Below are 20,622 nucleotides of genomic sequence, written 5' to 3' on the forward strand. Positions count from 1 at the left end.
CAGCGGGCAAGGGCCTGCTCCTCGGTCGCACGCGAGCCATCGCGCCAGCAGCCTCTCCAGTGCCCCGCTCGCTTCCACGATTCGGTGCGAGCAGTCCCGTAGACAAGGCCGCACAACCAATCCGGCAGACGCAACCCGATACCGACAATCGACTAATCTGCGACCGTGGCTGAGTTGGTGATCATCGCTCCGCTCTCCCCGATGAAGATCGGCGACGAGTTCGAGCAGGGCGGCGTGCCCCTTCACCTGACCGCACTTCCTACCATCCGGGTGCCGCCCAACCAGCTACAACCAGTGCTTGTGGCGATCGGTGAGGTTGCGATGTCCAACGGACCGGTTGAGGTTCAGGCGGTGGGCTACGAGCAGTTCGGCGACGCTCAGGACGTCTCCGTCACGATCATCGATCCGTCTCCGCAGCTCCGACAACTCCACCTCGAGTTGCTGGAAGCGGCACGGATGGCCGGCGCGCGGCCGCGACGCTACGACTACAACGCCGACGGATACCGACCGCACATCAGCCACACCCATGACGCTCAGGCCGTACGCCCCGGCGAATCGGTGACTCTTACCGCACTCGCCGTTCTCGACTGCAGCGAGCCGACGCGTCGGATCTCGGCGATCTGTCCGCTCAGCGATGATTCGCTGCCGGCCGAACGTACCGAATGAGCGCAGGATGGAGGCATGGCAGCACAACGGCAGTTCCTTGCGGGCAGCGCTCGGCCTCCGGTCACCGGCGCCCAGTTGGTCGGTCCGGCACCGGAGCAGGACGTGGTCGAGGCGACGCTGGTGTTCCGGCGCCGCGCCGAACCCGAATCGGTGACCGACGTGCTGACTCGCGACGAGCTCGCCGAGCGCTACGGCGCTCACCCCGACGACCTTGCTGTCGCGCGACGGTTGCTGACCGACGCCGGTCTCGCCGTGCTGGAGGAGGACCCGGCGTCCCGACGGATCCGAGTGCAAGGCAGTGTCGCGGCGATGAACGCGATGTTCGGAGTCTCGCTGCAGAGCTACCGGCTGCCGGATGCCGTCGGCGGTGGCCGGGTACGGCATCACGCCGACGACCTCAGCCTGCCCGACGAGCTTTCCGGCATCGTCACCGCCGTGCTCGGCCTGGACGACCGACCGCAGGCGAGACCGCACAGCCGACGCGCAGCGGCCGGTGCGGTCAGCTACACCCCGATCCAGGTCGGCGAGGCCTACCAGTTCCCCGCAGACACTGATGGGACCGGTCAAACACTCGCCCTGATCGAGCTCGGTGGGGGTTTCTCCGAAGCCGATCTGGCGACCTACTTCGGCGGACTCGGCGTACCGAGTCCCACCGTGACGGCAGAGAGTGTCGACGGCGCCCAGAACAGCCCGGGGAACGCCAACGACGACGGCGAGGTGATGCTGGACATCGAGATCGCCGGCGCGTTGGCCCCGGCCGCGAAGATCCCGGTGTACTTCGCGCCGAACACCGACGCCGGTTTCCTGGACGCGATTTCCCAGGCCGCGCACGCCGCCCCGGCACCGACCGTGATCAGCATCAGCTGGGGGCAGAGCGAGGACCAGTGGAGCGCCCAGTCCCGGACCGCGATGGACGACGCGCTCAACGACGCCGCGCTGCTGGGCGTCACGGTGACCGTCGCCGCCGGCGACGACGGCAGCGCCGACAGACAGGACGACGGCGCCGCGCACGTGGACTTCCCGGCGTCGAGTCCGCATGCGCTCGGCTGCGGCGGGACGACGTTGCACGCCACCGGCAGCACCGTGGACAGTGAGACCACCTGGAACGGCGGCGCAAACGGCGGCGCCACCGGTGGCGGCGTCAGCGACGTGTTCCCGACGCCCAGCTGGCAGGGAGAGGTCGGCGTCCCGGACCGCTCCGGCAGCAGCAACTCCGGACGCGGCGTGCCCGATGTGGCCGGGAACGCAGATCCACAAACGGGATACCAGGTGCTGGTCGACGGCAAGCAGGCGGTGTACGGCGGGACAAGTGCCGTTGCACCGCTCTGGGCAGCGCTGCTGTGCCGATTGGCGCAGAGCGCCGGTCGTCCGTTCGGACTGTTGCAACCTTCCTTGTACGCAAAGGCAACATCAGGTACGACGCCGCCCGGCTTCCGCGACATCACCACCGGCGACAACGGTGCCTATCAGGCCGGTCCCGGCTGGGATCCGTGCACCGGCCTCGGCGTCCCGGTCGGCTCGCAGTTGCTCAGCGTCCTGCACACCGACTGAGGTGCCACGCTTCGATGTCGTCGATGATCAACTGTTGACGAAGTCGACGATCGCGTCCAGTCCCGGCCGGTATTCGTCGGTGGTGTCGACGTCGAGTGTGGGAACGCCGAGATGGATGGCATCCCAAGCAGGCAAGCGATCCCGAGAAGTCTGGGGGTGCAGGATCTCGGAGTCGGCGTGCGCCGACCGGGTCGCCACCTCGGCCAGTCGCCGGTGCCGCCGCTCCACCAGCACCTCGTCGGGCGTACCACAGCGGACCACGCGCAGCTCGGCGAACTCCCGCAGCGGACTCAGTCCCTGCACCCACAAGGTGTGCTGGAAGGCGGCCTCGGCGACGACCGTCACGCCGCCGGCCAGCAGCAGCCGTACGCAGTCGAAGAACAGCGGGAAGGTCCGCATGGTCAGCGGATCGGAGGTCGCGGCGACAAACCCGGCCCCGTACGCATGCACCATGCCTTCCTTGATCTCGTCCCGGCAGATCGCCGGGCAGCCGATCGCGGCGGCGAGCCGGTGCGCCAGCGTGGTCTTGCCGGAACCGGCCTGACCGCTGACGACGATCAAGGTCGGATGAAGCTCGACGTCGTCGGATGGCTGCACCTCGGAGCTCTCCGTCATTCGGCCAGCATAGGGTTTGCGGCATGAGCATGCGGTTCGTGATCACGGGAGCGCGGCGCGGCAACGGGCGGTTGGTGGCCGACACAGTTCTGTACGCGTTGTTGTTGCCGAGCGACGCTGTGATCACCGACGTCGTGCTGCGGCCCCGTCCTCGACGCTGAACGACTAGGGCGTAACAGGCACGCCCTAGCTCCCCAGGAATCGCAACACAGCAAGGATTCGACGGCTGTAGCCGCCGCTGGCCGACAGTCCGAGCTTGTCGAAGATCGCGTTCGCGTGTTTCTCCACCGCTGACGGCGAGATGTAGAGCCGGCGCGCGATCCCGGCGTTGGTGCGGCCCTGTGCCATCTGCTCCAGAACCTCCCGTTCACGATCGGTGAGCCGGGCCAGCGGATCGGTCTGGGTGGTGCGCTCCAGCAGTTGCCGCACGACTTCCGGGTCGAGCACCAGATCGCCACTGTGCACCCGCTCCAGCGCATCGAGGAAGTGATCGACGCCCATCACTCGATCTTTCAGCAGGTAGCCCAGGGCGTGCCCCTCGGACATCAGCCGAGTGCTGAATTCGGGTTCCACGTACTGGGACAGCACGATGATCCCGATCTCGGGCCAACGTCGGCGAATCTCCAACGCTGCTTGGATTCCCTCATCGGTGTGCGTCGGCGGCATCCGTACGTCGATGATCACCAGGTCCGGTTGTTCGGCCGCCACCGCCGGAAGCAGCTGCTGTCCGTCGCCGACCGCGGCCGGCACCTGATGCCCTTCGTCGAGCAGCAGACTGCGGATGCCTTCACGCAGCAGTGCCGAGTCCTCGGCGATGATCACTCGCATACCGGCTCCGTCGCGGGCAGCGGCAGCACGGTCGTGATCATGGTCGGTCCGCCGGCCGGACTGTGGATCGTGACCGTGCCGTTCAAGGCGGCGAGGCGGCCCGTGAGTCCGGCCAACCCGTGTCCGGCACGTGGCTCGGCGCCGCCGACACCGTCATCGGTGATGATCACGGTGACACGTTGATCATCGGCGCTGATCTCGACGTCGACCCGGGTCGCGGCCGAGTGCCTGCCGGCGTTGGTCAGACACTCGGAGACGACGTAGTAGATGCAGGTCTCGTGCGCGGCCGGCAGTCGCACCGGATCGGGCCAGTTGATCTTGACCGGGGGAGTGGAACGGTCCGCCAGTTGGGCCAAGGTGGCGGCGAGGCCGATGGCTTCGAGCGTGCTCGGTCTGACCCGCCACGCGACCTCGCGAAGATCGTCGAGCATGCCGGCAGCTTCGATGCCGGCCCGGTCGAGCAGGTCGGACGCGGGCTGACCGGTGCCGAGTCGGCGGCGGGCGCGATTGATCAACAGGCCCAGGGCGACCGCCCGCTGTTGCACACCGTCATGCAGATCGCGTTCGATCCGAGCTCGTTCGGCGTCGATCGCCGCGACCAGGTCGGAGCGACTCAGTCGAAGCTCGTCAACCTCCTGCTGCAGGACGTCGTTGCGACTGGGGCGCAGCCAGCGGTCGGCAGCCATCCGATCGAGCGCGGCTACGCCGGAGACGCCCATCAGGTTGAGGAAGAGCAGCAGCGCACCGGGCAAGATCAACCCGAGCACCGTTGCCGTGCCGATCCGACCGTCGCCGACGGAGTCGAGCACGGTTACTCGGACTCCGAACAGCCAGGACAGCAACACCGCGGCCACCGACCAGATCCCGTACGCGAGCAAGCCGAGGACCGCCATGGCGAGGATCCCGATCGACGCTCGTACGCCGAGATAGGCAGGGGCGCGCCGATCGGTGACTTCGCCGCGATCGGCCCAGCGCAGCCAACGGGTGAGGCGGCGGCGATGCCAGCCGACCATGATCATCGCCGGACGCCGTCCTCGACCGGCCAGTCGTGCAACCGCCGTGGCGATCAGCGCAACGAGGTCGATCGGCCAGCTGATCGCGCCGAGCAGGACTCCGAACAGTAGGCGACCGCCCCTGGAGAGATCGCGCGTCCGGTTCACGGCGCCGAGACTACCTAGCCCGGGCTGTGGCCGAATTGCGGTTTTCCGCAGTGTGCCGGCTGGATTTCGGCTCATAACCTCGACGCCATGATCGAGAACGTGCTGTCGGCCATCAACGACTTCGTGCTGTGGATCATGGAGCAGTTGGGAGCGCTGGGTGCCGGGATTGCCGTCGCCTTGGAGAACCTGTTCCCGCCGATCCCCAGTGAGCTGATTCTGCCCTTGGCCGGATTCACCGCCGGACAAGGAAAGCTTGTGCTCTGGCAGGCGCTGATCTGGACCACGATCGGGTCGGTCGTCGGAGCGCTGATCCTGTACGGGATCGGTACCGCGCTCGGCGAACGACGGCTACGCCGGTTGGTGGACAAGCTGCCGTTGATGAGCGTGGAGGACCTGGACAAGGCCGAAGCCTGGTTCGATCGTCACGGCAGCAAGGCGGTCCTGATCGGCCGGCTGGTTCCGATCGTACGGAGTCTGATCTCCGTCCCGGCCGGTGTGCGCAGGATGCCGATCCTGCAGTTCGCCCTGCTCACCGCGATCGGCAGCGGGATCTGGAACACGGTGCTGGTGGGGCTGGGTTTCCTGCTCGGCAGTCAATGGCATCTGGTCGAGGACGGGGTCGGAGTGTTCCAGAAGGTCGTCGTCGCCGCCGCGGTGGCCGCGATCGTGCTGTTGCTGGTGCTGGCCATCCGTCGTTGGCGCGCGGCTGCAGCGGGGCGACAGGACGCACTCAGCAGAGAGTGATCCAGCGGCGTTCGAGTGCCGAGGTCTGCATCGCCTCCACCGCTTCGGCGGCGATCACCGCATCGTCCAGCGTCGGGCCTACCGCCCGGCCGGTGGCGATCGCGGTGATCAACTGCGCCGCCTCGATCACCTTCAGGTCGTCGAAGCTCATCGCCACCCCGGAACCGGGCTGGAAGCTGCCGAGCTCTCCGTCGCCGGGCCGGACGAAGTGCGTGACGTAGCCGGCGTCCACGTAGTCGTCCCCGCGGCAGATCTGCAGCTCACCCATCCGCCGGAAGTCCCAGGCGACCGCACCTTGATCACCATGCACCTCGAAGCCGTACGTGCACTGCTCGCCGACCGCGACCCGACTCGACTCCAACGTGCCGCGGACACCGCCGGCGAATCTCAGCAGGGCATGGGTGTAGTCCTCGTTCTCCACCTCGGCCAGCGGACCGGTGCCGTGCGCGCTCCGGTCCGCGGTCACCGCGCCGCGCTGGCGCTGCGGGATGAAGGTCGCCTGATCACTGATCAACTCGGTGATCTCGCCGACCAGATAGCGAGCAAGATCAACTCCGTGACTGACCAGGTCGCCGAGCACGCCCGAACCGGCCCGTGCTTGCTCGAATCGCCACGACAGCAGGGCTCTCGGATCGGCGGCGTAGTCGGCGAGCAGTCGCACGGTGATGTGTTCGAGGGTGCCGAGCCGGCCGGATTCGATCATGGACTTGGCCAGCTGCACGGCCGGGGGATGCCGATAGTTGAAGCCGGCCGCGGAGTGCCGACCGGCCGCGGCGACCGCGTCCCTGATCTCGCGTGTCTCGGCGGCGCTCCGGCCGGCCGGCTTCTCGATCCAGACGTGCTTGCCCGCTCGCGCGGCAGCGATCCCGACCTCGTGATGCAGGAAGTTCGGTGCGGTGATGCTGACCAGGTCGATGTCGTCGCGGGCGATCAACTCCCGCCAGTCGGTGTAGGTGTCGGCAAACCCGTACGCCTCGACGGCGCGCCGCAGTCGATCATCCGATGCACTGTCGGCCACCGCCACCAGTTCGGGCCGCAGTCCAAGATCGGGATAGTGCTGCCCGACCCGGAGATAGGACCGCGAATGCAGTTGTCCCATCCAACCGAACCCGACCACGCCGACCCGCAACCGCTGTTTGTCCCCGTCCTCGGTGATCACCCGGCCGAGCCTATTGGGGCGAAACGTGCTTGCCGCACCGGGCATCGTTTCGTACGTTCTGGGTCATGGCTGCCGCCGAGGGATTCGAGTACGTGGTGCGTGGGGGTGAGGTCGTGATCACCCATCACGGGATCAAGGCGACGGTGCTGCGGGGGCGCCGGGCGGCCGACTTCATCGAGGATGTCGAGTCCGAGGACGCGCAACTTCTGATGGCCCGGCTGACCGGCAACTATCGGCGCGGCAACGAACGGACGGCGCGCCGGCATCTCCGCAACTCCCGCCGAGGTGCACAGCGCCCCGAGTAGCCTGAGCAGTCGTCGTAGCCTGAGCAGTCGTCGTGGGAACGACGAGCGATCGGAGTGAGGAGTGGGATGCCGGAGCGCTTGACCGCAGCGGAGCAGGCCACGCTGACTCTGGACGGGGCACGCACCCCGGCGGCTGTCGGCACGGTGGCGGTGTTCAGCTCCGGGCCGTCCGGATTCGACTTCGACCGGCTGATCGACCTGATCCGCGATCGGATCCGCTACGTCCCGCGTTATCGGCAACGGATTCTCAGCGTTCCCGGCCGGCTGGCGGAGCCGGTCTGGGTCGATGACGGCGACTTCGACCTGACCTTTCACGTCCGTCGTGCGGCGGTGCCGCGGCCGGGAAACCCGCAGCAACTTCGTGAGTTCGCTGAACGGGTGCTGTCCAGACGGATGGACCGGTCGCGGCCGCTCTGGGAGCTCTATCTGGTCGAGCGGCTCGAACATGATCAATTCGCGCTGGTGGCCAAGACCCATCCCAGCGTCGTCGACGGCATCGACACCGTCGACCTCGTCCAGGTCCTGCTGGAGGACGCTCCGTCGACCGAGATCGCGCCGGAGGAGAGCTGGCATCCGTTGCCCGCACCGACGACGATCGAGTTGGTCGTCGGAGCGCTGAACAAGAGCGTGCAGAACCCGGCCGGCACCGTGAGCAATCTGCAGAACGCCCTGACCGACGCCTACGGCACCGCGGTTTCGATCGGCGAGGCCGTCGGCCGGGGTGAGCCGTTCGGTGATCTTGTCGCCGACGCGCTGCGTGGGGCCCGAACACAGCCGCAGACTCCGTTGACCGGCTCGGTCGGTGATCAACGCCGGATCGAGGTCGTACCGCTCGAGCTCGATGATCTTCGCGCAATCGGCACCGACCATGATCAAGACCTTCACGACGTGTTGCTGGCGGTGATCACCGGGGGCTTTAGGACCTGGCTGATGACGCGCGGAGAGATCGTCACCGCGGACTCCACGCTGACCGCGCTGGTCCCGATCAGTGTCGTCGAGGACGACGCGTCGGGCGTCACCTCGCTCGGTAGTCGCGTCGTCGGGCGGTTGACCACCCTGCCGATCGGTGAGCCGAACGCGTCGGCCCGGCTGCAACAGCTCGGCCGAGAAACTCAGCCCTGCAAGGAATCCGGACAGCCGGTGTCGGCCCGAGAGCTCGCCGAGCTCGCCGGTTTCGCGCCGCCCACCCTGCACGCACTCGGGACCCGGTCGGCCGCAGCGCCGACCAGCCAGCCGTACGACGTGTTGATCAGCAACGCGCCCGGCCCGCAGGCACCGGTCTATCTCGGCGTAGCGGAGCTGTCGGAGAGCTACCCGGTGCTGCCGCTGACCGACGGTCATCTGCTGGCGATCGGCATCACCTCGTACCAGGGCAAGATCATGATCGGACTGAACGCCGACCGGGACGCGTTCGATGATCTTGAGGTACTGGCCCAATGCATCACCGATGCCTTGGAAGACCTTCGACCGGAAGACGATCGGTGATCATGAGCGCCCAGCCGCCTCGGATGATGATCTTCATCCCGCTGACCCACGCCGCCGCGCGAGCGATCCGCACGGCCGGCAACACCGATGACGAACTGCCCGGCTTCGCCGCCACCGGTCAGCTGATCAAGGCCCACGACTATCGTCCGGACGAGCGCGAGGATGCCGACTACGCCGCGCAGGTCTATGCCTCGGTGGCCGGACTGGCCGAGGGCGACGACGATCGCCGGCTGGTGCTGGCCGCCGACGTGCCGATCTCCCGAGTCGCCGACGGACGCGCCGACGTCGACTACGGCTCGATACAGGTGCGCGGCCTGGCCTGGCAGGACGTGACCGCCGTCTTCGTCGACGAACCCGCAGCCGCCGTCGCGGTCGCCGCCGCCCGCAAGGCGATCATGGCCGGCGAAGATCAACAACTGGCCGCGATCCTCGAGTTGCCTGCCGTCAAGGCCCTCGATGATCACGAACTCCTCTGGCACACCCCCGACGAGAACTGGTGATCAGCGTCCGGACGGCTTAACAGCTGAGAAATGTCCGCATCCTCGGGCAGACTAGGCCCATGCCTCGTTCTATCTGGAAGGGCGCCATCTCGTTCGGCTTGGTCACCATCCCGATCAAGCTGTTCTCGGCGACCGAAGAAAAGGACGTCAGCTTCCGTCAGGTACATCCTGAGGACGGCGGCCGGATCAAGTACAAGCGGGTCTGCGAGAAGTGCGGCAACGAGATCCCGTACGGCGAGATCGCCAAGGGCTATGAGCTGTCCGACGGCCGGATGGTGATCTTGGACAACGAGGACATGGCCTCGCTGCCGCTGCCGACCACCAAGGCGGTCGAGGTGGTGCAGTTCGTGGGCGAGGAGGACATCGATCCCACCTACTTCGCCCGCACCTACTTCCTGGAGGCGGAGACTGCCGGCACCAAGCCGTACGTGTTGCTTCGGGACGCGCTGATCAAGACCGAGCGGTGTGCCCTGGTCAAGGTGGCGCTGCGATCCCGTGAATCACTGGCGCTGATCCGGCCCAAGGACGGCATGCTGCTGATGCACACCATGCTCTGGCCGGACGAACTGCGCGACGGCAGTTTCGCCGCCCCGTCGGCCGACGTGTCGGTCTCCGACGCGGAGGTGGCGATGGCGCAGAACTTCATCGAGGCGCTGGCCGGCGACTTCAACCCCGACGAATACACCGACAGCTATCGGCAGGCGGTCGAGACGTTGGTTCAGTCCAAACTGGAGGGCGCCGAACTGCCCGAGGAGGAGGCGCCGCAGGAGGCCGAGGTGGTCGACCTGGTGGCCGCGCTGCGTGCCTCCGTCGAGGCCGCGAAGAAGCGTCGGGAGGAGTCCGGCGAGTCGACCAAGAAGTCGAAGAAGGCGGTCTGATCGCACAGCGACATTGGTTCCGGCGGCGTTAGTTTGGGGGCGTGGATGCGCAGACTGTCGTTCCGGATCCGGTCAACGAAAAGGTCCTCGGCTATGCCCCCGGTAGCGCCGAGCGAGCGAGCCTGGAGGCCAAACTCAAGGAGTTGGCGGGCGATCAGGTCGAGCTGACCGCCACCATCGGAGGCGAGCAGCGGATGGCCGGCGGTGCCTCGTTCGAGGTCACCATGCCATCGGACCACCATCACGTCCTCGGACGATCCGCGGCGGCGAGCACCGCCGACGCGCGGGCCGCGATCGAGGCAGCCCTGGCGGCGGCTCCGGCCTGGGCTGCGACCACCTTCGACGAGCGAGCGGCGATCTTCCTGCGCGCGGCCGAGCTGTTGTCCGGGCCGTGGCGCGACACCCTGAACGCGGCCACCATGCTGGGCCAGGGCAAGACCGTGCAGCAGGCCGAGATCGACGCCGCCTGCGAGCTGATCGACTTCCTCCGCTTCAACGTCGGCTACGCAAGCAGGATCCGCGCCGAGCAGCCGATCTCGCCGGCGGGCGTGTGGAATCGGGTCGAGTACCGCCCGTTGGAGGGGTTCGTCTACGCGATCACCCCGTTCAACTTCACCGCGATCGCCGGCAACCTGCCAACGGCGCCGGCGCTGATGGGCAACGTGGTGGTGTGGAAGCCCAGCCCGACCCAGCAGCTCGCCGCTCACTTCACCATGCGGCTGCTGGAGGCGGCCGGGCTGCCAGCCGGGGTGATCAACCTGCTGCCCGGCGACGGCATCGACCTGTCCGCGGTCGCGCTGGCGCATCCGGCGCTGGCCGGCATTCATTTCACCGGCTCGACCCGCACCTTCCAGCATCTGTGGAGCACCGTGGGCGCCAACATCGGCGCGCTCCGCGGCTATCCGCGGATCGTGGGGGAGACCGGCGGGAAGGACTTCGTCGTGGCGCACCCCAGTGCCGAACCGGCGCCGCTGGTCACCGCCCTGGTCCGCGGCGCCTTCGAATACTGCGGGCAGAAGTGCTCGGCCGTCTCCCGTGCCTACCTGCCGCAGAGTCTGTGGGACAGGATCAAGGACGAGTTCCTGGACACCGCGGCCGCGCTGCCGGTCGGCGACGTACGCGACTTCGGCAACTTCACCTCGGCGGTGATCGATCGGCGGGCCTTCGACAAACACAGCCAGCTGTTCTCCAGGCTCCGCGACGCCGCCGACGTCGACATCCTGGTCGGCGGCGGCACTGACGACAGCGTCGGCTGGTTCGTCCGGCCGACGGTGATCAGCTCACCGAACCCGAAGCACGAGGTCTTCTCCGACGAGTACTTCGGCCCGATTCTGAGCGTGTACGCCTATCCGGACGATCAGTACGAGCAGACCCTCGACCTCGTCGACAGCTCGGCCCCGTACGGACTGACCGGCGCGGTCTTCGCCACCGACCGGTCCGCGATCGACCTCGCGCATCGGCGGCTGCGGTTCGCGGCCGGCAACTTCTACGTCAACGACCGGCCGACCGGTTCGATCGTCGGCCAGCAGCCGTTCGGCGGCTCCCGGGCCTCCGGCACCAACGACAAGGCCGGCTCGATCTGGCATCTGATCCGCTGGGCCAGTCCGCGTTCGGTCAAGGAAACCCTGGTGCCGCCGACGGACCATCGCTATCCGCACATGGGCTGATCGGTCATCGCTTCAATCCTGGAGCAAACTCAACGTGGCAAGGTTCGGTCGAACAGCTTGGATGCGGATGTAGTCGATGTCCGCGTGGACCAGCCTCACGCTGGATCGCTCCGCCAAAGCTGCGATCAGACAGTCGACCATCGACCGGACCGTGTGGCCCGAGCTGCGGACATCCCGAAATATCTCGGCGGCACTGTCGAAGTCTTCGTCCATGACGTGGACGGAATCGAGTTGGTCGTAGATCGCGAGAGTGCGCCGCCGCGTCATCTCTTCCGACGGCACGCTCAGCTCCATGCGCACCGGCGGACAGCCGAGCAGATCCTCGGGTCGGGCGGTCAGCACCTCGGTCAAGTGTGCCGTCGCGGCTGATGGCAGGTTACGCAGATAGTCGATCCAAACCGACGAGTCGACCAGTTCGGCCATCTCACCAGTCCTTGGGTTCGGAGAGGCCCTCGATCTCATCGTTCGACATCGGGAATCCGATGCCTCTCAGTGCGAGAAACTCTTCCGTGGTCGGCATTCTCCGTACCGTTCTGCGCAGCGCGAAGTCGACGGCTTCCCGCTTGGTCTTGAGGTGATTCTGTTTCATCACCGTCTCGACCAGCTCATCGTCGATGTCGATGTTGGTGCGCGTCATACACACACGCTACACCTTGATCAACTTCGACGATGAGCCAACGTCGCAACGGTGGTCAGCGGGCGAGATAGTCGGCGCCGAGCTGCTCCTGGGTCTTGAAACCCGCCAGCACGGCCGGGGCCGCAGACTCTTCCAACTTCTTGCCGAGCAGCGGCACGTTCACCTTCAGCACGCCGGTCAGGCTGAGCCGGCTGCCGGAACCGCCGGCCGCCAGCTGGTACTTGCCGTTGAACGACACCGGCTGTCCGGGCACCTTCATGGTGACCGCGCCGCTGCGGCCGCCGTCTGCGCCCGCCTCGGCCCAGGTGATCTCCTCGACCACGGTCAGCTTGTCGCCGGTGAACGGGCGGGCGGCGTCGGGCGCGGGCAGGTCCCGGCTGGTCTTGACGTTCGAGCCGTCGACGATCACGTCGTACGAGGTGGCGTGCGTCCGCTCGCAGACCTTCTCCAGAAAAGACTTGTCGGTGAGCATGTCGAAGACGCGGGCCGGATCGGCGGCGAAATCGGCGTGGGAATCGATATCCATGCGGCCCATCATGTCCTACCTCCGAAACACGGCCGGACCTGCCACAGCTCCTGGGGTGAGGGGCTAGGGTCGGCCGTAGGAGAGCGGTCAGCCCTCTCCGAGGGCGCACAGCGTAGTGCGCCCGCCTCACAACAAGTCCTCACCGATCGGCTGCGGGCGATCCTCGCGGGATCGGGGTGGGCACGGTGACAGGGATGGTCGGGGTTGCACACAACAGAAGCCGAAATCGAACGAGAGAAACTCGCCAAGATCAAGTCGGTGGCCTCGCAGGGTGCGGCGATCGCGCGCCGATTCGGGCACGATCCCGAACTGGTGAAGGAGTTTCTCGGGCACTACTTCCGACACGTGGACGCCGACGACATCGGCATTCGCACCGAGTCCGACCTGCTCGGCCTGGTGGTCAGCCACTTCCAGCTGGCGCAGGACCGACCGCCCGCACGGGGCGCGGTGCGGGTGTTCACGCCCGGTCAGGACACCGATCACTGGAGCGTCGGCGGCGCGACCGTGGTGCAGATCGTCACCGATGATCAACCGTTCCTGGTCGACTCGGTCACCATGGAGGTGGTCCGCCAGGGCTGGAGCATCCGCGAGGTCTTCCATCCCCAGTTCTTCGTCCGGCGCGAGCTCGACGGGCATCTGCAGACCGTGGTGCACAGCTCCGAGGCGGGTGCCGGCGGCGTGGTCGCCGAATCCTGGATGCACCTGGAGATCAGCCCGCCCGCGGATCCGGCCGACGACGCCGCAGCCCGGCTGGAGGCCGGCCTGCGCGAGGTGCTGCGGAGCGTGGCCGAGGCGGTCGCCGACTGGGACAAGATGCGCCAGATGGCCCGGGACGCGGCCGGCGAGTTGCGGCCGGGGCCGGGCAATCATCCCGACGAGGTGCACATCGCCCGCGACCTGCTGGAGTGGGTGACCCGGGACAACTTCACCTTCCTGGGCTACCGCGAGTTCACCGTCGACGATCAGATGCATCCGGTGCCGGGCACCGGTCTGGGCATCCTGCGGTCCGATCAAGCGGCCGATCACGCGTTCGCCGCGGTTCCGCTGCCGGGGCCGGGGACGCCGTCGCTGTTGGTGATCACCAAGGACAACGTCCGCGCCCGAGTGCATCGGCCGAGCTATCTGGACTACATCGGCGTCCGCAGTTTTGATGATGAAGGTCGGGTGATCGGCGAGCGGCGCTTCGTCGGCCTGTTCGCCTCCACCGCGTACACCGATTCGGTGGTACGGATTCCGGTGCTCGCCCAGCGGACCGAAGGCATCCTGCACCGCTCCGGCTACGACCCGAGCAGCCACGGTGCGAAGGCGATCCTGGACGTACTCAACAGCTATCCCCGCGACGAGCTGTTCCAGGCGAGTGTCCGTGAGCTGGCGCCCACCATCGAACGGATCTCCCGACTCAAGGAACGCCGGCAGGTCCGGGTCTTCGCCCGCCGCGACCCGTACGGCAGATTCCTGTCCTGCTTGGTGTATTTCCCGCGGGACCGCTACACCACCGAGGTACGCGTTCGGATGGAACGGGTGCTGATGGACGAGCTCGGTGGCAGCTCGGTCAGCTACACCACCCGGGTCTCGGAGTCGGTGCTGGCCCGGTTGCACTTCGTGGTCCGGATGCCCGACGGGAAGGCGCTGCAGGACTTCGACGTTCAGCAGCTGGAGAGCCGGCTGACCGCCGCAACCCGATCCTGGGACGACGATCTTGCCGATCTGGTCGCCGGTGCCCCGGATGCCGATCAGCTGACCCGTGCTGCGCGCAACCTGCCGGAGGGGTACAAGGAGGACTTCACTCCCAAGCAGGTGATCAAGGACCTGGAGGCGTTGTCCGGTCTGAACGACGAGTCGGAGATGGCGATGGCGATGTACCGGCCGGACAGTGCGGAGGATCAGGCGAATCTTCGGTTGAAGATCTTCCGGTTGACCACGCCGATGCGGCTGTCCCAGGTGCTGCCGCATCTGAGCCTGCTCGGCGTCGACGTGGTCGACGAGCACCCGTACGAACTCCCGCTCGGGCTGGGCCGGGTCGGTCACGTGTACGAGTTCGGGTTCCGGGTGCCCGGTGGCGAAGCCGCGGTGCACAAGAGGTGGGACCAGGCCGCCCGGCAGCTGTTCATGTCCGCCTTCCATGCCTCGTACATCGGCGACAGCGAGTCCGATCCGTACAACGCGCTGGTGATGGGCGCCGATCTCGAGTGGCACCATGTCAGCTTGCTGCGCGCCATCGGCCACTACCTGCGGCAGGGCCGGGCCAGCTACAGCCAGACCTACATCGCCCAGGCGCTGGCCGCCAACGTGGAGATCAGCAGAATGCTGGTCTCCTTGTTCGATTCCAAGTTCGATCCCGATCTTGATCTTGGTCCCGAGGTACGCAAGGAGCGGACCGAGGAGATCGTCGCGCAGATCAGGACCGCGTTGGACGAGGTGGCCAGTCTTGATCATGATCGAATCATCCGGTCCTACATCGCGGTGATCAACGCCGCGGTCCGGACGAACTTCTACCGGTCCGATCGGGACGCGATCGCGATCAAGCTGTTGCCGCGGAAGATGCCGGAGCTGCCGGAACCCCGGCCGGCGTACGAGATCTACGTCTACTCGCCGCGGATCGAGGGCGTGCATCTGCGCTTCGGCCCGGTGGCCCGCGGCGGGCTGCGCTGGTCGGATCGGTCCGAGGACTTCCGCACCGAGGTGCTCGGCCTGGTCAAGGCGCAGATGGTGAAGAACACGGTGATCGTGCCGGTCGGCGCCAAGGGCGGTTTCTACTGCAAGAAGTTGCCGGATCCCAGTGTGGACAGGGATTCCTGGATGGCCGAGGGTAAGGCGTGCTACCGGATCTTCGTCGGCGCCATGCTGGACGTGACCGACAACATCGTCCGCGGTGACGTGGTCCGGCCGGATCGGGTGGTCTGTTACGACGGCAACGACGCCTATCTGGTGGTGGCCGCGGACAAGGGCACGGCGACCTTCTCCGACCTGGCCAACCAGGTGGCGGTCGACCGCGGGTTCTGGCTCGGCGACGCGTTCGCCTCCGGCGGCTCGGCGGGCTACGACCACAAGGGCATGGGCATCACCGCCCGGGGCGCCTGGGAGTCGGTCAAACGGCACTTCCGCGAACTCGGCTTGGACACCCAGAGCCAGGACTTCACCGTGGTCGGCATCGGCGACATGAGCGGCGACGTGTTCGGCAACGGGATGCTGCTCAGCCGGCACATCAAGCTGGTGGCCGCCTTCGATCATCGGCACGTCTTCATCGATCCGGATCCCGACGCCGAGACGAGCTGGCAGGAACGCAAACGACTGTTCGAGCTGCCGCGCTCGAGTTGGGCCGACTACGACAAGTCGCTGATCTCCGAGGGTGGCGGCATCTTCGCCAGGCAGCTGAAGGCGATCAAGATCACCGACCAGATGCGCAAGGTGTTCGACATTCCTGCCGACGTGATCAAGCTGTCGCCGGCCGAGATGATCAACACCGTACTGAAGGCGCCGGTCGACCTGCTGTTCAACGGCGGTGTCGGCACCTACGTCAAAGCGTCCCGCGAGTCCAACGCCGACGTCGGTGACAAGGCGAACGACTACGTACGGGTGAACGGATCCGAGATCCGCGCCCGGGCCGTGGGGGAGGGCGGCAACCTCGGCTGCACGCAGCTCGGCCGGGTCGAGTACGCGATGGCCGGCGGCAAGATCAACACCGACTTCATCGACAACTCGGCCGGCGTGGACACCTCCGATCACGAGGTCAACATCAAGATCCTGTTGGCCGACGAGGTTTCCGAGGGACGGCTGTCCGGTACCGCGCGGGACGACCTGCTGGCGGCGATGACCGATGAGGTCGCCGAGAAGGTGCTGGCCAACAATGCCCAGCAGAATCTGGCCCTGGCCAACAGCGAATTCCAGACCGCCTCGATGGCCGGTGTGCACGAGGACTGGATGGAACGATTGAGCGAACAGCGGCTGCTGGACCGCGAGCTGGAATTCCTGCCGACGACCGCGGAGATGGCCGAGCGTCGCGAGGACGGGCGAGGGCTGACCACGCCGGAGCTGGCCACGCTGATGGCGTACACCAAGATCGTCCTGGAACGCGAGTTGGTGCAGTCGGATCTGCCCGACGACGAGAATCTGCAGCATCTGTTGATCGACTACTTCCCGCGGCTGCTCCGCGAGCGGTACGCCGATCGGATGCCGTCGCATCAACTGCATCGCGAGATCATCGCCACCGCCGCGGTCAATCAGTTCGTCAACCAGTCCGGAATCACCTGCTACCACAGGCTTTCGGCAGAGACCGGTGCGACCTCGGCGGAGTTGATCAGGGCGCAGGTGGTCGCCCGCAAACTGTTCGGCGCTGATGATCTTGAAGCTCGGATCCGCGGTCTTGATCATCAGGTCGACGCGGCCGCGCAGACCCGGTTGCGGCTCGAGGTGCGAACGCTGGTGGAACGGACCACCCGCTGGCTGATCGTGAACAGGCGGTCGCCGATCGACATCGCGGCCGTGGTCGACCAGCTCGGCGGCGGGATCGCGACGGTGGTGCAGGCGCTGCCCGGGGTGTTGTCGGGTCGCGATCTGGAGGCGTACGACCGCCGCCGGACCCGGTTCGAGATGGCCGGGGTGGATGCCGAGCTGGCGGCCGCGATCGCGATCCTGCCGCACGCCTACGCCGCGCTGACCGTGGTTCAGACGGCCGTGCGTGATGATCTTGATCCGGTCCGGGTCGCCGACGTGCACTTCACCGCCGGCCAGCAGCTCGGGCTGGACCGGCTGTTGAACAAGATCATCGGGCTGCCGCGGACGGATCGCTGGCAGACCATGGCGCGGGCGGCGCTACGGGACGATCTGCACAACGTGCACGCCCAGCTGACCGCGGAGATGCTGCCGCTCGGCGACGCTTCGACACCGGTGGCCGAGCTGGTCGACCGCTGGCGGGAGTCGATCGGCGCCGGCGGTGATCGGGCGATCGCCACCATCGCCGAGATCTGCGACGCCGAACCGGACCTGGCCCGGATGTCGGTCGGCCTGCGCACCGTACGGAGTCTGTTGGGCACCAACTAACCCGACACCGGCAGGATCGGCCAGGCCACCTCGGTACGTAGTCGGTCGGGCGGGGTGCCGACCGGATCGAGGTGGTGCTCGCGGATCGGTCCGGCGACGCCGATCTCACGTCCGATCACGTAGCTGCCGAGCTGTGCGTACGTTCTGTCGATCTCGTCGCCGGCACCGGCGTTCACGGTGACCGCGACGTCCACCGCTGGCAACTCGTACGGACGCAGATCGGCGGCCAGCCCGGCATCGGTCAGCCGTCGGCGATCGGGCGGCTCGGCGACCGGGACGTAGACGACGATCTCGGCGCGGTCGATGTCGGCGTACTCCCGGAACCCTGCCTGGGTGAAGAACTCGGTGAAGAACAGGGTCCCGTCCGGACCGGTCCGCCGCAGGCCGGCGGTCGTGATCGCTTCCTGCAGCCGACGGCGGGCGTCGCCCAGCCAGGGCGCCAACTCGGCCATCGAGGACTCCGTGCTGCAGGCCATGGCCCAGGTCGGCTCCAGATGTCGGTGCTGGATCGCGGCGGATCGCGTGTTGTCGGCGGCAGTCGTGTGGACGGAGAGGATGTGCCGCAGCGACGCGACCGTGGCCCGGGTCTGCTCCAGTTGCCGTTCCATCCGCTCCAAGTGGCTGATGATGGTCCGGTTGCGCTCGGCCAAGTCAGGCGCGCCGAGCACCTCCTTGATCTCATCCAGCGGCATGCCGAAACCACGCAGCCTCAAGATCACCTGCGCCTGCGGCAGCTGATCGGTGCTGTACCGCCGATATCCGGAGGACGGATCGATCCGGGCAGGAACCAGCAGACCGAGATCGTGATAGTGACGCAGGGTCTTGACACTCAGGAACGTCATCCGGGAGAAGTCCCCGATGCTCAACAGGGTCGGGCTCAACAGGTCTGCCATGCCGGCCATTCTGCTGTCTCCCCCTACCGGAGAGTCCAGAGGTTTCGTGACGCTTGACTCTCCCGTCACCGGAGGGTCGAGAACTGATGCATGACAACGACGACCTCTCTCGGACCGGCACCGGTCGAAGACACCGGCAACCGCTGGACGCCGATGGTGGCGCTGATGATCAGCGTCACCCTGGGAATTCTCGACTTCTTCATCGTGAACGTGGCGCTACCGGACATCCAACGCAGCTTCGGGGCCAGTGGCTCGGCAGTGGAGTGGCTGGTGGCCGGCTACGGTCTGACCTTCGCGGTCTTCCTGATCGCCGGCGGCAGGGTGGCGGATCGGATCGGTCGTCGGCGGGTGCTGGCCTTCGGCATCGCAATCTTCGGTGTCGCCTCGCTGCTGTGTGGCATCGCCTCCGCCGCGCAGCTGCTGATCGCGGCGCGCTTCCTGCAGGGATTCGGCGCAGCGCTGGTCTCACCGACCGTGCTCAGCATCATCGGCGTGCTGTATCAGGGCACGGACCGGCGACGGGCGCTCGGCATCTTCGGACTGGTGATGGGCCTGGCCGCGGTCGGCGGCCAGCTGGTCGGCGGCTTGTTGATCAAGGCCGACCTGTTCGGCCTCGGCTGGCGGACCATCTTCTTGATCAACTTGCCGCTGGCGGCGATCGTGTTGATCTTGCTTCCGGGTACGGTGCCCGAGACCCGGTCACCGGTCCGGCAACGGGTCGACATCGTCGGCCTGGTAGGGATCGCGCTCGGGCTGGGTGCACTGCTGCTGCCGCTGGTGGAGGGTCGCCAGCAGGGGTGGCCGCTGTGGTCCTGGATCTGTTTGGCCGCTTCGGTGTTGATCTTCATCGGAGTTGGCGTCCAGCAGAGCCGACTCGGTCTGCGTGGTGGGGCAGCGCTCTTCCCACCGGCCGCGTTCGCAGCGCGTCCGGTCCGGGTCGGCCTGCTCTGCATGTTGATCTACGTCTGCAATCAGGCGCCGCTGTTCCTGTTCCTGGCGCTGTATCTGCAGCAGGGAAGGGGAATGAGCCCGATCGCGTCGGGGCTCACCTTCAGCATCCTGGCCGGGGGCTACCTGGCGACCTCGCTGAAGGCGCCGCAGTTGGTGCATCGGTTCGGGCGGCCGGTGGTGACGGTCTCGGCCGCCCTGCTGGTGATCGGCTACCTGTTGTTGGGCTGGCAACTGCTGGCCCACGGTGTCGGCGGGCCGGTGCTCGCGCTGGCGCCAGGGTTGTTGCTGGTCGGACTCGGGCAGGGGATCGGCCTGAACGCGATCACCACCCTGGTGCTGTCCGGTGCCGAACCGGAGCATGTCGGCGCAGTGTCCGGGGTGATGGCCACCGTGCAGCAGGTCGGGTCGGCGATCGGCGTCGCCGTGATCGGCTTGATCTTCTTCGGTCTGGCCGATCACGGCCTGGCGGTGGCGTTGACCGTGACGGTGCTGACGCTGGCTGGGTTGATGGTGATCATGGCCGGCCTGGCGAGGCTGCTGCCGCGACCGTGAGCGCGCCGGTCGCTTCGGCGATCACATCGGTGGCACGCTGCCGTGGCGGTGTGCCACCTTCCATGCGCCGTCCTCTCGGCGATAGATCTGCGTTGCGCGCAGGGTGCTGGTGGACGGTCGGCCGTCGACGGATGCGGAGATGTGTTCCAGTGCGACGGTCTAGGCGGCATCACCGATCACCTCGGCCGCCACCAACTCCAACTCGTAGCCGGTGCAGTCGGAGAAGCTGTCGGCGAGGTGGCTGAACAGTTCGTCCAACTCTGCCTGGCCGACGGCGTTGCGCCACGCGCCGAGCACGGTGACCGGTTCGTTCCGCGACCAGCTGGCCCGTCGCGGTGACGCGTCTCCGTTGTGCAGCGCCCGCTCAGCATCGGTGAGCGTTGTCCGCACCCACGCCACGAAGTCCTCCTGGTCGCTCATCTGTTCATCATGCGCCGCCGGATCCCGATCCACCGGCGGTTCGAC

The 20,622-nt window shown here is 67.1% G+C and carries 21 protein-coding genes; 11 read left to right on the forward strand and 10 right to left on the reverse strand.

The window, feature by feature from the left end; translation table 11 throughout:
• Positions 1–165: 165 nt before the first annotated feature.
• Together FOE78_RS11250 and FOE78_RS11255 are read left to right on the forward strand one after the other, a co-directional pair.
• The gene (locus FOE78_RS11250) at positions 166–666 is read left to right on the forward strand and encodes a 2'-5' RNA ligase family protein (RefSeq protein WP_143986367.1); all 501 of its coding nucleotides are present in this window, start codon (positions 166–168) and stop codon (positions 664–666) included.
• A 15-nt stretch (positions 667–681) separates the two neighbouring features.
• On the forward strand, positions 682–2,217 hold the full coding sequence (locus FOE78_RS11255; RefSeq protein WP_143986368.1) for a S53 family peptidase: 1,536 nt from the start codon (positions 682–684) through the stop codon (positions 2,215–2,217).
• Between the two features lie 27 nt (positions 2,218–2,244).
• Here the strand turns inward: FOE78_RS11255 and FOE78_RS11260 are convergent, their stop codons facing one another.
• A complete protein-coding gene (locus FOE78_RS11260) occupies positions 2,245–2,832 on the reverse strand; it encodes an AAA family ATPase (RefSeq protein WP_143986369.1) in 588 nt (195 codons plus the stop codon).
• 23 nt (positions 2,833–2,855) lie between these two features.
• Here FOE78_RS11260 and FOE78_RS23600 point away from each other — a divergent pair, with 23 nt between their 5' ends.
• Positions 2,856–2,993 carry a hypothetical protein gene (locus tag FOE78_RS23600; protein ID WP_168207477.1) on the forward strand — a complete coding sequence of 46 codons (138 nt, stop codon included), beginning with the start codon at positions 2,856–2,858 and terminating at the stop codon, positions 2,991–2,993.
• A gap of 25 nt (positions 2,994–3,018) precedes the next feature.
• Here FOE78_RS23600 and FOE78_RS11265 read toward each other — a convergent pair whose 3' ends face one another.
• Together FOE78_RS11265 and FOE78_RS11270 are read right to left on the reverse strand one after the other, a co-directional pair.
• Positions 3,019–3,660, reverse strand: a complete 642-nt coding sequence (locus FOE78_RS11265) for a response regulator (RefSeq protein WP_143986370.1) — start codon at positions 3,658–3,660, stop codon at positions 3,019–3,021.
• Positions 3,651–4,820 carry a sensor histidine kinase gene (locus FOE78_RS11270; RefSeq protein WP_168207478.1) on the reverse strand — a complete coding sequence of 390 codons (1,170 nt, stop codon included), beginning with the start codon at positions 4,818–4,820 and terminating at the stop codon, positions 3,651–3,653. Before FOE78_RS11270 ends, FOE78_RS11265 begins: the two co-directional genes overlap by 10 nt.
• A gap of 87 nt (positions 4,821–4,907) precedes the next feature.
• On the opposite strand from FOE78_RS11270, the gene FOE78_RS11275 reads away from it, so the two are divergent.
• Positions 4,908–5,564, forward strand: a complete 657-nt coding sequence (locus FOE78_RS11275; RefSeq protein ID WP_143986372.1) for a DedA family protein — start codon at positions 4,908–4,910, stop codon at positions 5,562–5,564.
• Here FOE78_RS11275 and FOE78_RS11280 read toward each other — a convergent pair.
• Positions 5,551–6,723, reverse strand: a complete 1,173-nt coding sequence (locus tag FOE78_RS11280) for a Gfo/Idh/MocA family protein (protein WP_228266161.1) — start codon at positions 6,721–6,723, stop codon at positions 5,551–5,553. The two genes, FOE78_RS11275 and FOE78_RS11280, sit on opposite strands and share 14 nt — an antisense overlap.
• Before the next feature lie 65 nt (positions 6,724–6,788).
• On the opposite strand from FOE78_RS11280, the gene FOE78_RS11285 reads away from it, so the two are divergent.
• From FOE78_RS11285 to pruA, 5 genes are all read left to right on the forward strand, one after another.
• Positions 6,789–7,028, forward strand: a complete 240-nt coding sequence (locus FOE78_RS11285; RefSeq protein WP_143986374.1) for a hypothetical protein — start codon at positions 6,789–6,791, stop codon at positions 7,026–7,028.
• A 66-nt stretch (positions 7,029–7,094) separates the two neighbouring features.
• A complete protein-coding gene (locus tag FOE78_RS11290; protein ID WP_143986375.1) occupies positions 7,095–8,513 on the forward strand; it encodes a wax ester/triacylglycerol synthase family O-acyltransferase in 1,419 nt (472 codons plus the stop codon).
• A 2-nt stretch (positions 8,514–8,515) separates the two neighbouring features.
• The gene (locus FOE78_RS11295; RefSeq protein ID WP_143986376.1) at positions 8,516–9,013 is read left to right on the forward strand and encodes a DUF6912 family protein; all 498 of its coding nucleotides are present in this window, start codon (positions 8,516–8,518) and stop codon (positions 9,011–9,013) included.
• Between the two features lie 59 nt (positions 9,014–9,072).
• Positions 9,073–9,891 (forward strand): non-homologous end joining protein Ku, encoded by an 819-nt coding sequence (gene ku / locus FOE78_RS11300; protein WP_143986377.1) that lies wholly within the window; start codon positions 9,073–9,075, stop codon positions 9,889–9,891.
• A 41-nt stretch (positions 9,892–9,932) separates the two neighbouring features.
• On the forward strand, positions 9,933–11,558 hold the full coding sequence (gene pruA, locus FOE78_RS11305; protein WP_143986378.1) for an L-glutamate gamma-semialdehyde dehydrogenase: 1,626 nt from the start codon (positions 9,933–9,935) through the stop codon (positions 11,556–11,558).
• Positions 11,559–11,570: 12 nt separating this feature from the next.
• Here the strand turns inward: pruA and vapC are convergent, their stop codons facing one another.
• The 3 genes from vapC to FOE78_RS11320 are packed head-to-tail and all read right to left on the reverse strand — an operon-like array spanning position 11,571 to position 12,721.
• Positions 11,571–11,981, reverse strand: a complete 411-nt coding sequence (vapC, locus tag FOE78_RS11310; protein ID WP_168207479.1) for a type II toxin-antitoxin system VapC family toxin — start codon at positions 11,979–11,981, stop codon at positions 11,571–11,573.
• A 1-nt stretch (position 11,982) separates the two neighbouring features.
• The gene (locus tag FOE78_RS11315; protein WP_168207480.1) at positions 11,983–12,195 is read right to left on the reverse strand and encodes a type II toxin-antitoxin system VapB family antitoxin; all 213 of its coding nucleotides are present in this window, start codon (positions 12,193–12,195) and stop codon (positions 11,983–11,985) included.
• Between the two features lie 55 nt (positions 12,196–12,250).
• Positions 12,251–12,721, reverse strand: coding sequence for a DUF2505 domain-containing protein (locus tag FOE78_RS11320; RefSeq protein ID WP_168207481.1), 471 nt, complete (start codon positions 12,719–12,721; stop codon positions 12,251–12,253).
• A 204-nt stretch (positions 12,722–12,925) separates the two neighbouring features.
• On the opposite strand from FOE78_RS11320, the gene FOE78_RS11325 reads away from it, so the two are divergent.
• Positions 12,926–17,761, forward strand: coding sequence for an NAD-glutamate dehydrogenase (locus tag FOE78_RS11325; RefSeq protein WP_143986381.1), 4,836 nt, complete (start codon positions 12,926–12,928; stop codon positions 17,759–17,761).
• Here FOE78_RS11325 and FOE78_RS11330 read toward each other — a convergent pair.
• Positions 17,758–18,654 carry a MerR family transcriptional regulator gene (locus FOE78_RS11330; protein WP_168207482.1) on the reverse strand — a complete coding sequence of 299 codons (897 nt, stop codon included), beginning with the start codon at positions 18,652–18,654 and terminating at the stop codon, positions 17,758–17,760. The genes FOE78_RS11325 and FOE78_RS11330 overlap by 4 nt on opposite strands.
• 90 nt (positions 18,655–18,744) lie before the next feature.
• On the opposite strand from FOE78_RS11330, the gene FOE78_RS11335 reads away from it, so the two are divergent.
• Positions 18,745–20,157 carry an MFS transporter gene (locus FOE78_RS11335; RefSeq protein ID WP_143986383.1) on the forward strand — a complete coding sequence of 471 codons (1,413 nt, stop codon included), beginning with the start codon at positions 18,745–18,747 and terminating at the stop codon, positions 20,155–20,157.
• 21 nt (positions 20,158–20,178) lie between these two features.
• Here the strand turns inward: FOE78_RS11335 and FOE78_RS24790 are convergent, their stop codons facing one another.
• Both FOE78_RS24790 and FOE78_RS11340 read right to left on the reverse strand, forming a co-directional pair.
• On the reverse strand, positions 20,179–20,307 hold the full coding sequence (locus tag FOE78_RS24790; protein ID WP_210415004.1) for a nuclear transport factor 2 family protein: 129 nt from the start codon (positions 20,305–20,307) through the stop codon (positions 20,179–20,181).
• Between the two features lie 9 nt (positions 20,308–20,316).
• Positions 20,317–20,577, reverse strand: a complete 261-nt coding sequence (locus FOE78_RS11340) for a hypothetical protein (RefSeq protein ID WP_210414926.1) — start codon at positions 20,575–20,577, stop codon at positions 20,317–20,319.
• Between the last annotated feature and the right edge of the window lie 45 nt (positions 20,578–20,622).

Origin of the sequence: Microlunatus elymi, assembly GCF_007362775.1 — a bacterium.
Taxonomy (GTDB): Bacteria; Actinomycetota; Actinomycetes; order Propionibacteriales; family Propionibacteriaceae; genus Microlunatus; species Microlunatus elymi.

What these genes read in the sequence shown, in the direction of transcription:
- FOE78_RS11255 (WP_143986368.1), top strand. Translation starts at nt 682, where the DNA reads ATGGCAGCACAACGGCAGTTCCTTGCGGGCAGCGCTCGGCCTCCGGTC.
- FOE78_RS11260 (WP_143986369.1), bottom strand. Translation starts at nt 2,832, where the DNA reads ATGACGGAGAGCTCCGAGGTGCAGCCATCCGACGACGTCGAGCTTCAT.
- FOE78_RS23600 (WP_168207477.1), top strand. Translation starts at nt 2,856, where the DNA reads ATGAGCATGCGGTTCGTGATCACGGGAGCGCGGCGCGGCAACGGGCGG.
- FOE78_RS11265 (WP_143986370.1), bottom strand. Translation starts at nt 3,660, where the DNA reads ATGCGAGTGATCATCGCCGAGGACTCGGCACTGCTGCGTGAAGGCATC.
- FOE78_RS11275 (WP_143986372.1), top strand. Translation starts at nt 4,908, where the DNA reads ATGATCGAGAACGTGCTGTCGGCCATCAACGACTTCGTGCTGTGGATC.
- FOE78_RS11285 (WP_143986374.1), top strand. Translation starts at nt 6,789, where the DNA reads ATGGCTGCCGCCGAGGGATTCGAGTACGTGGTGCGTGGGGGTGAGGTC.
- FOE78_RS11290 (WP_143986375.1), top strand. Translation starts at nt 7,095, where the DNA reads ATGCCGGAGCGCTTGACCGCAGCGGAGCAGGCCACGCTGACTCTGGAC.
- FOE78_RS11295 (WP_143986376.1), top strand. Translation starts at nt 8,516, where the DNA reads ATGAGCGCCCAGCCGCCTCGGATGATGATCTTCATCCCGCTGACCCAC.
- ku (WP_143986377.1), top strand. Translation starts at nt 9,073, where the DNA reads ATGCCTCGTTCTATCTGGAAGGGCGCCATCTCGTTCGGCTTGGTCACC.
- vapC (WP_168207479.1), bottom strand. Translation starts at nt 11,981, where the DNA reads ATGGCCGAACTGGTCGACTCGTCGGTTTGGATCGACTATCTGCGTAAC.
- FOE78_RS11315 (WP_168207480.1), bottom strand. Translation starts at nt 12,195, where the DNA reads ATGACGCGCACCAACATCGACATCGACGATGAGCTGGTCGAGACGGTG.
- FOE78_RS11320 (WP_168207481.1), bottom strand. Translation starts at nt 12,721, where the DNA reads ATGGATATCGATTCCCACGCCGATTTCGCCGCCGATCCGGCCCGCGTC.
- FOE78_RS11330 (WP_168207482.1), bottom strand. Translation starts at nt 18,654, where the DNA reads ATGGCAGACCTGTTGAGCCCGACCCTGTTGAGCATCGGGGACTTCTCC.
- FOE78_RS11335 (WP_143986383.1), top strand. Translation starts at nt 18,745, where the DNA reads ATGACAACGACGACCTCTCTCGGACCGGCACCGGTCGAAGACACCGGC.
- FOE78_RS11340 (WP_210414926.1), bottom strand. Translation starts at nt 20,577, where the DNA reads ATGAGCGACCAGGAGGACTTCGTGGCGTGGGTGCGGACAACGCTCACC.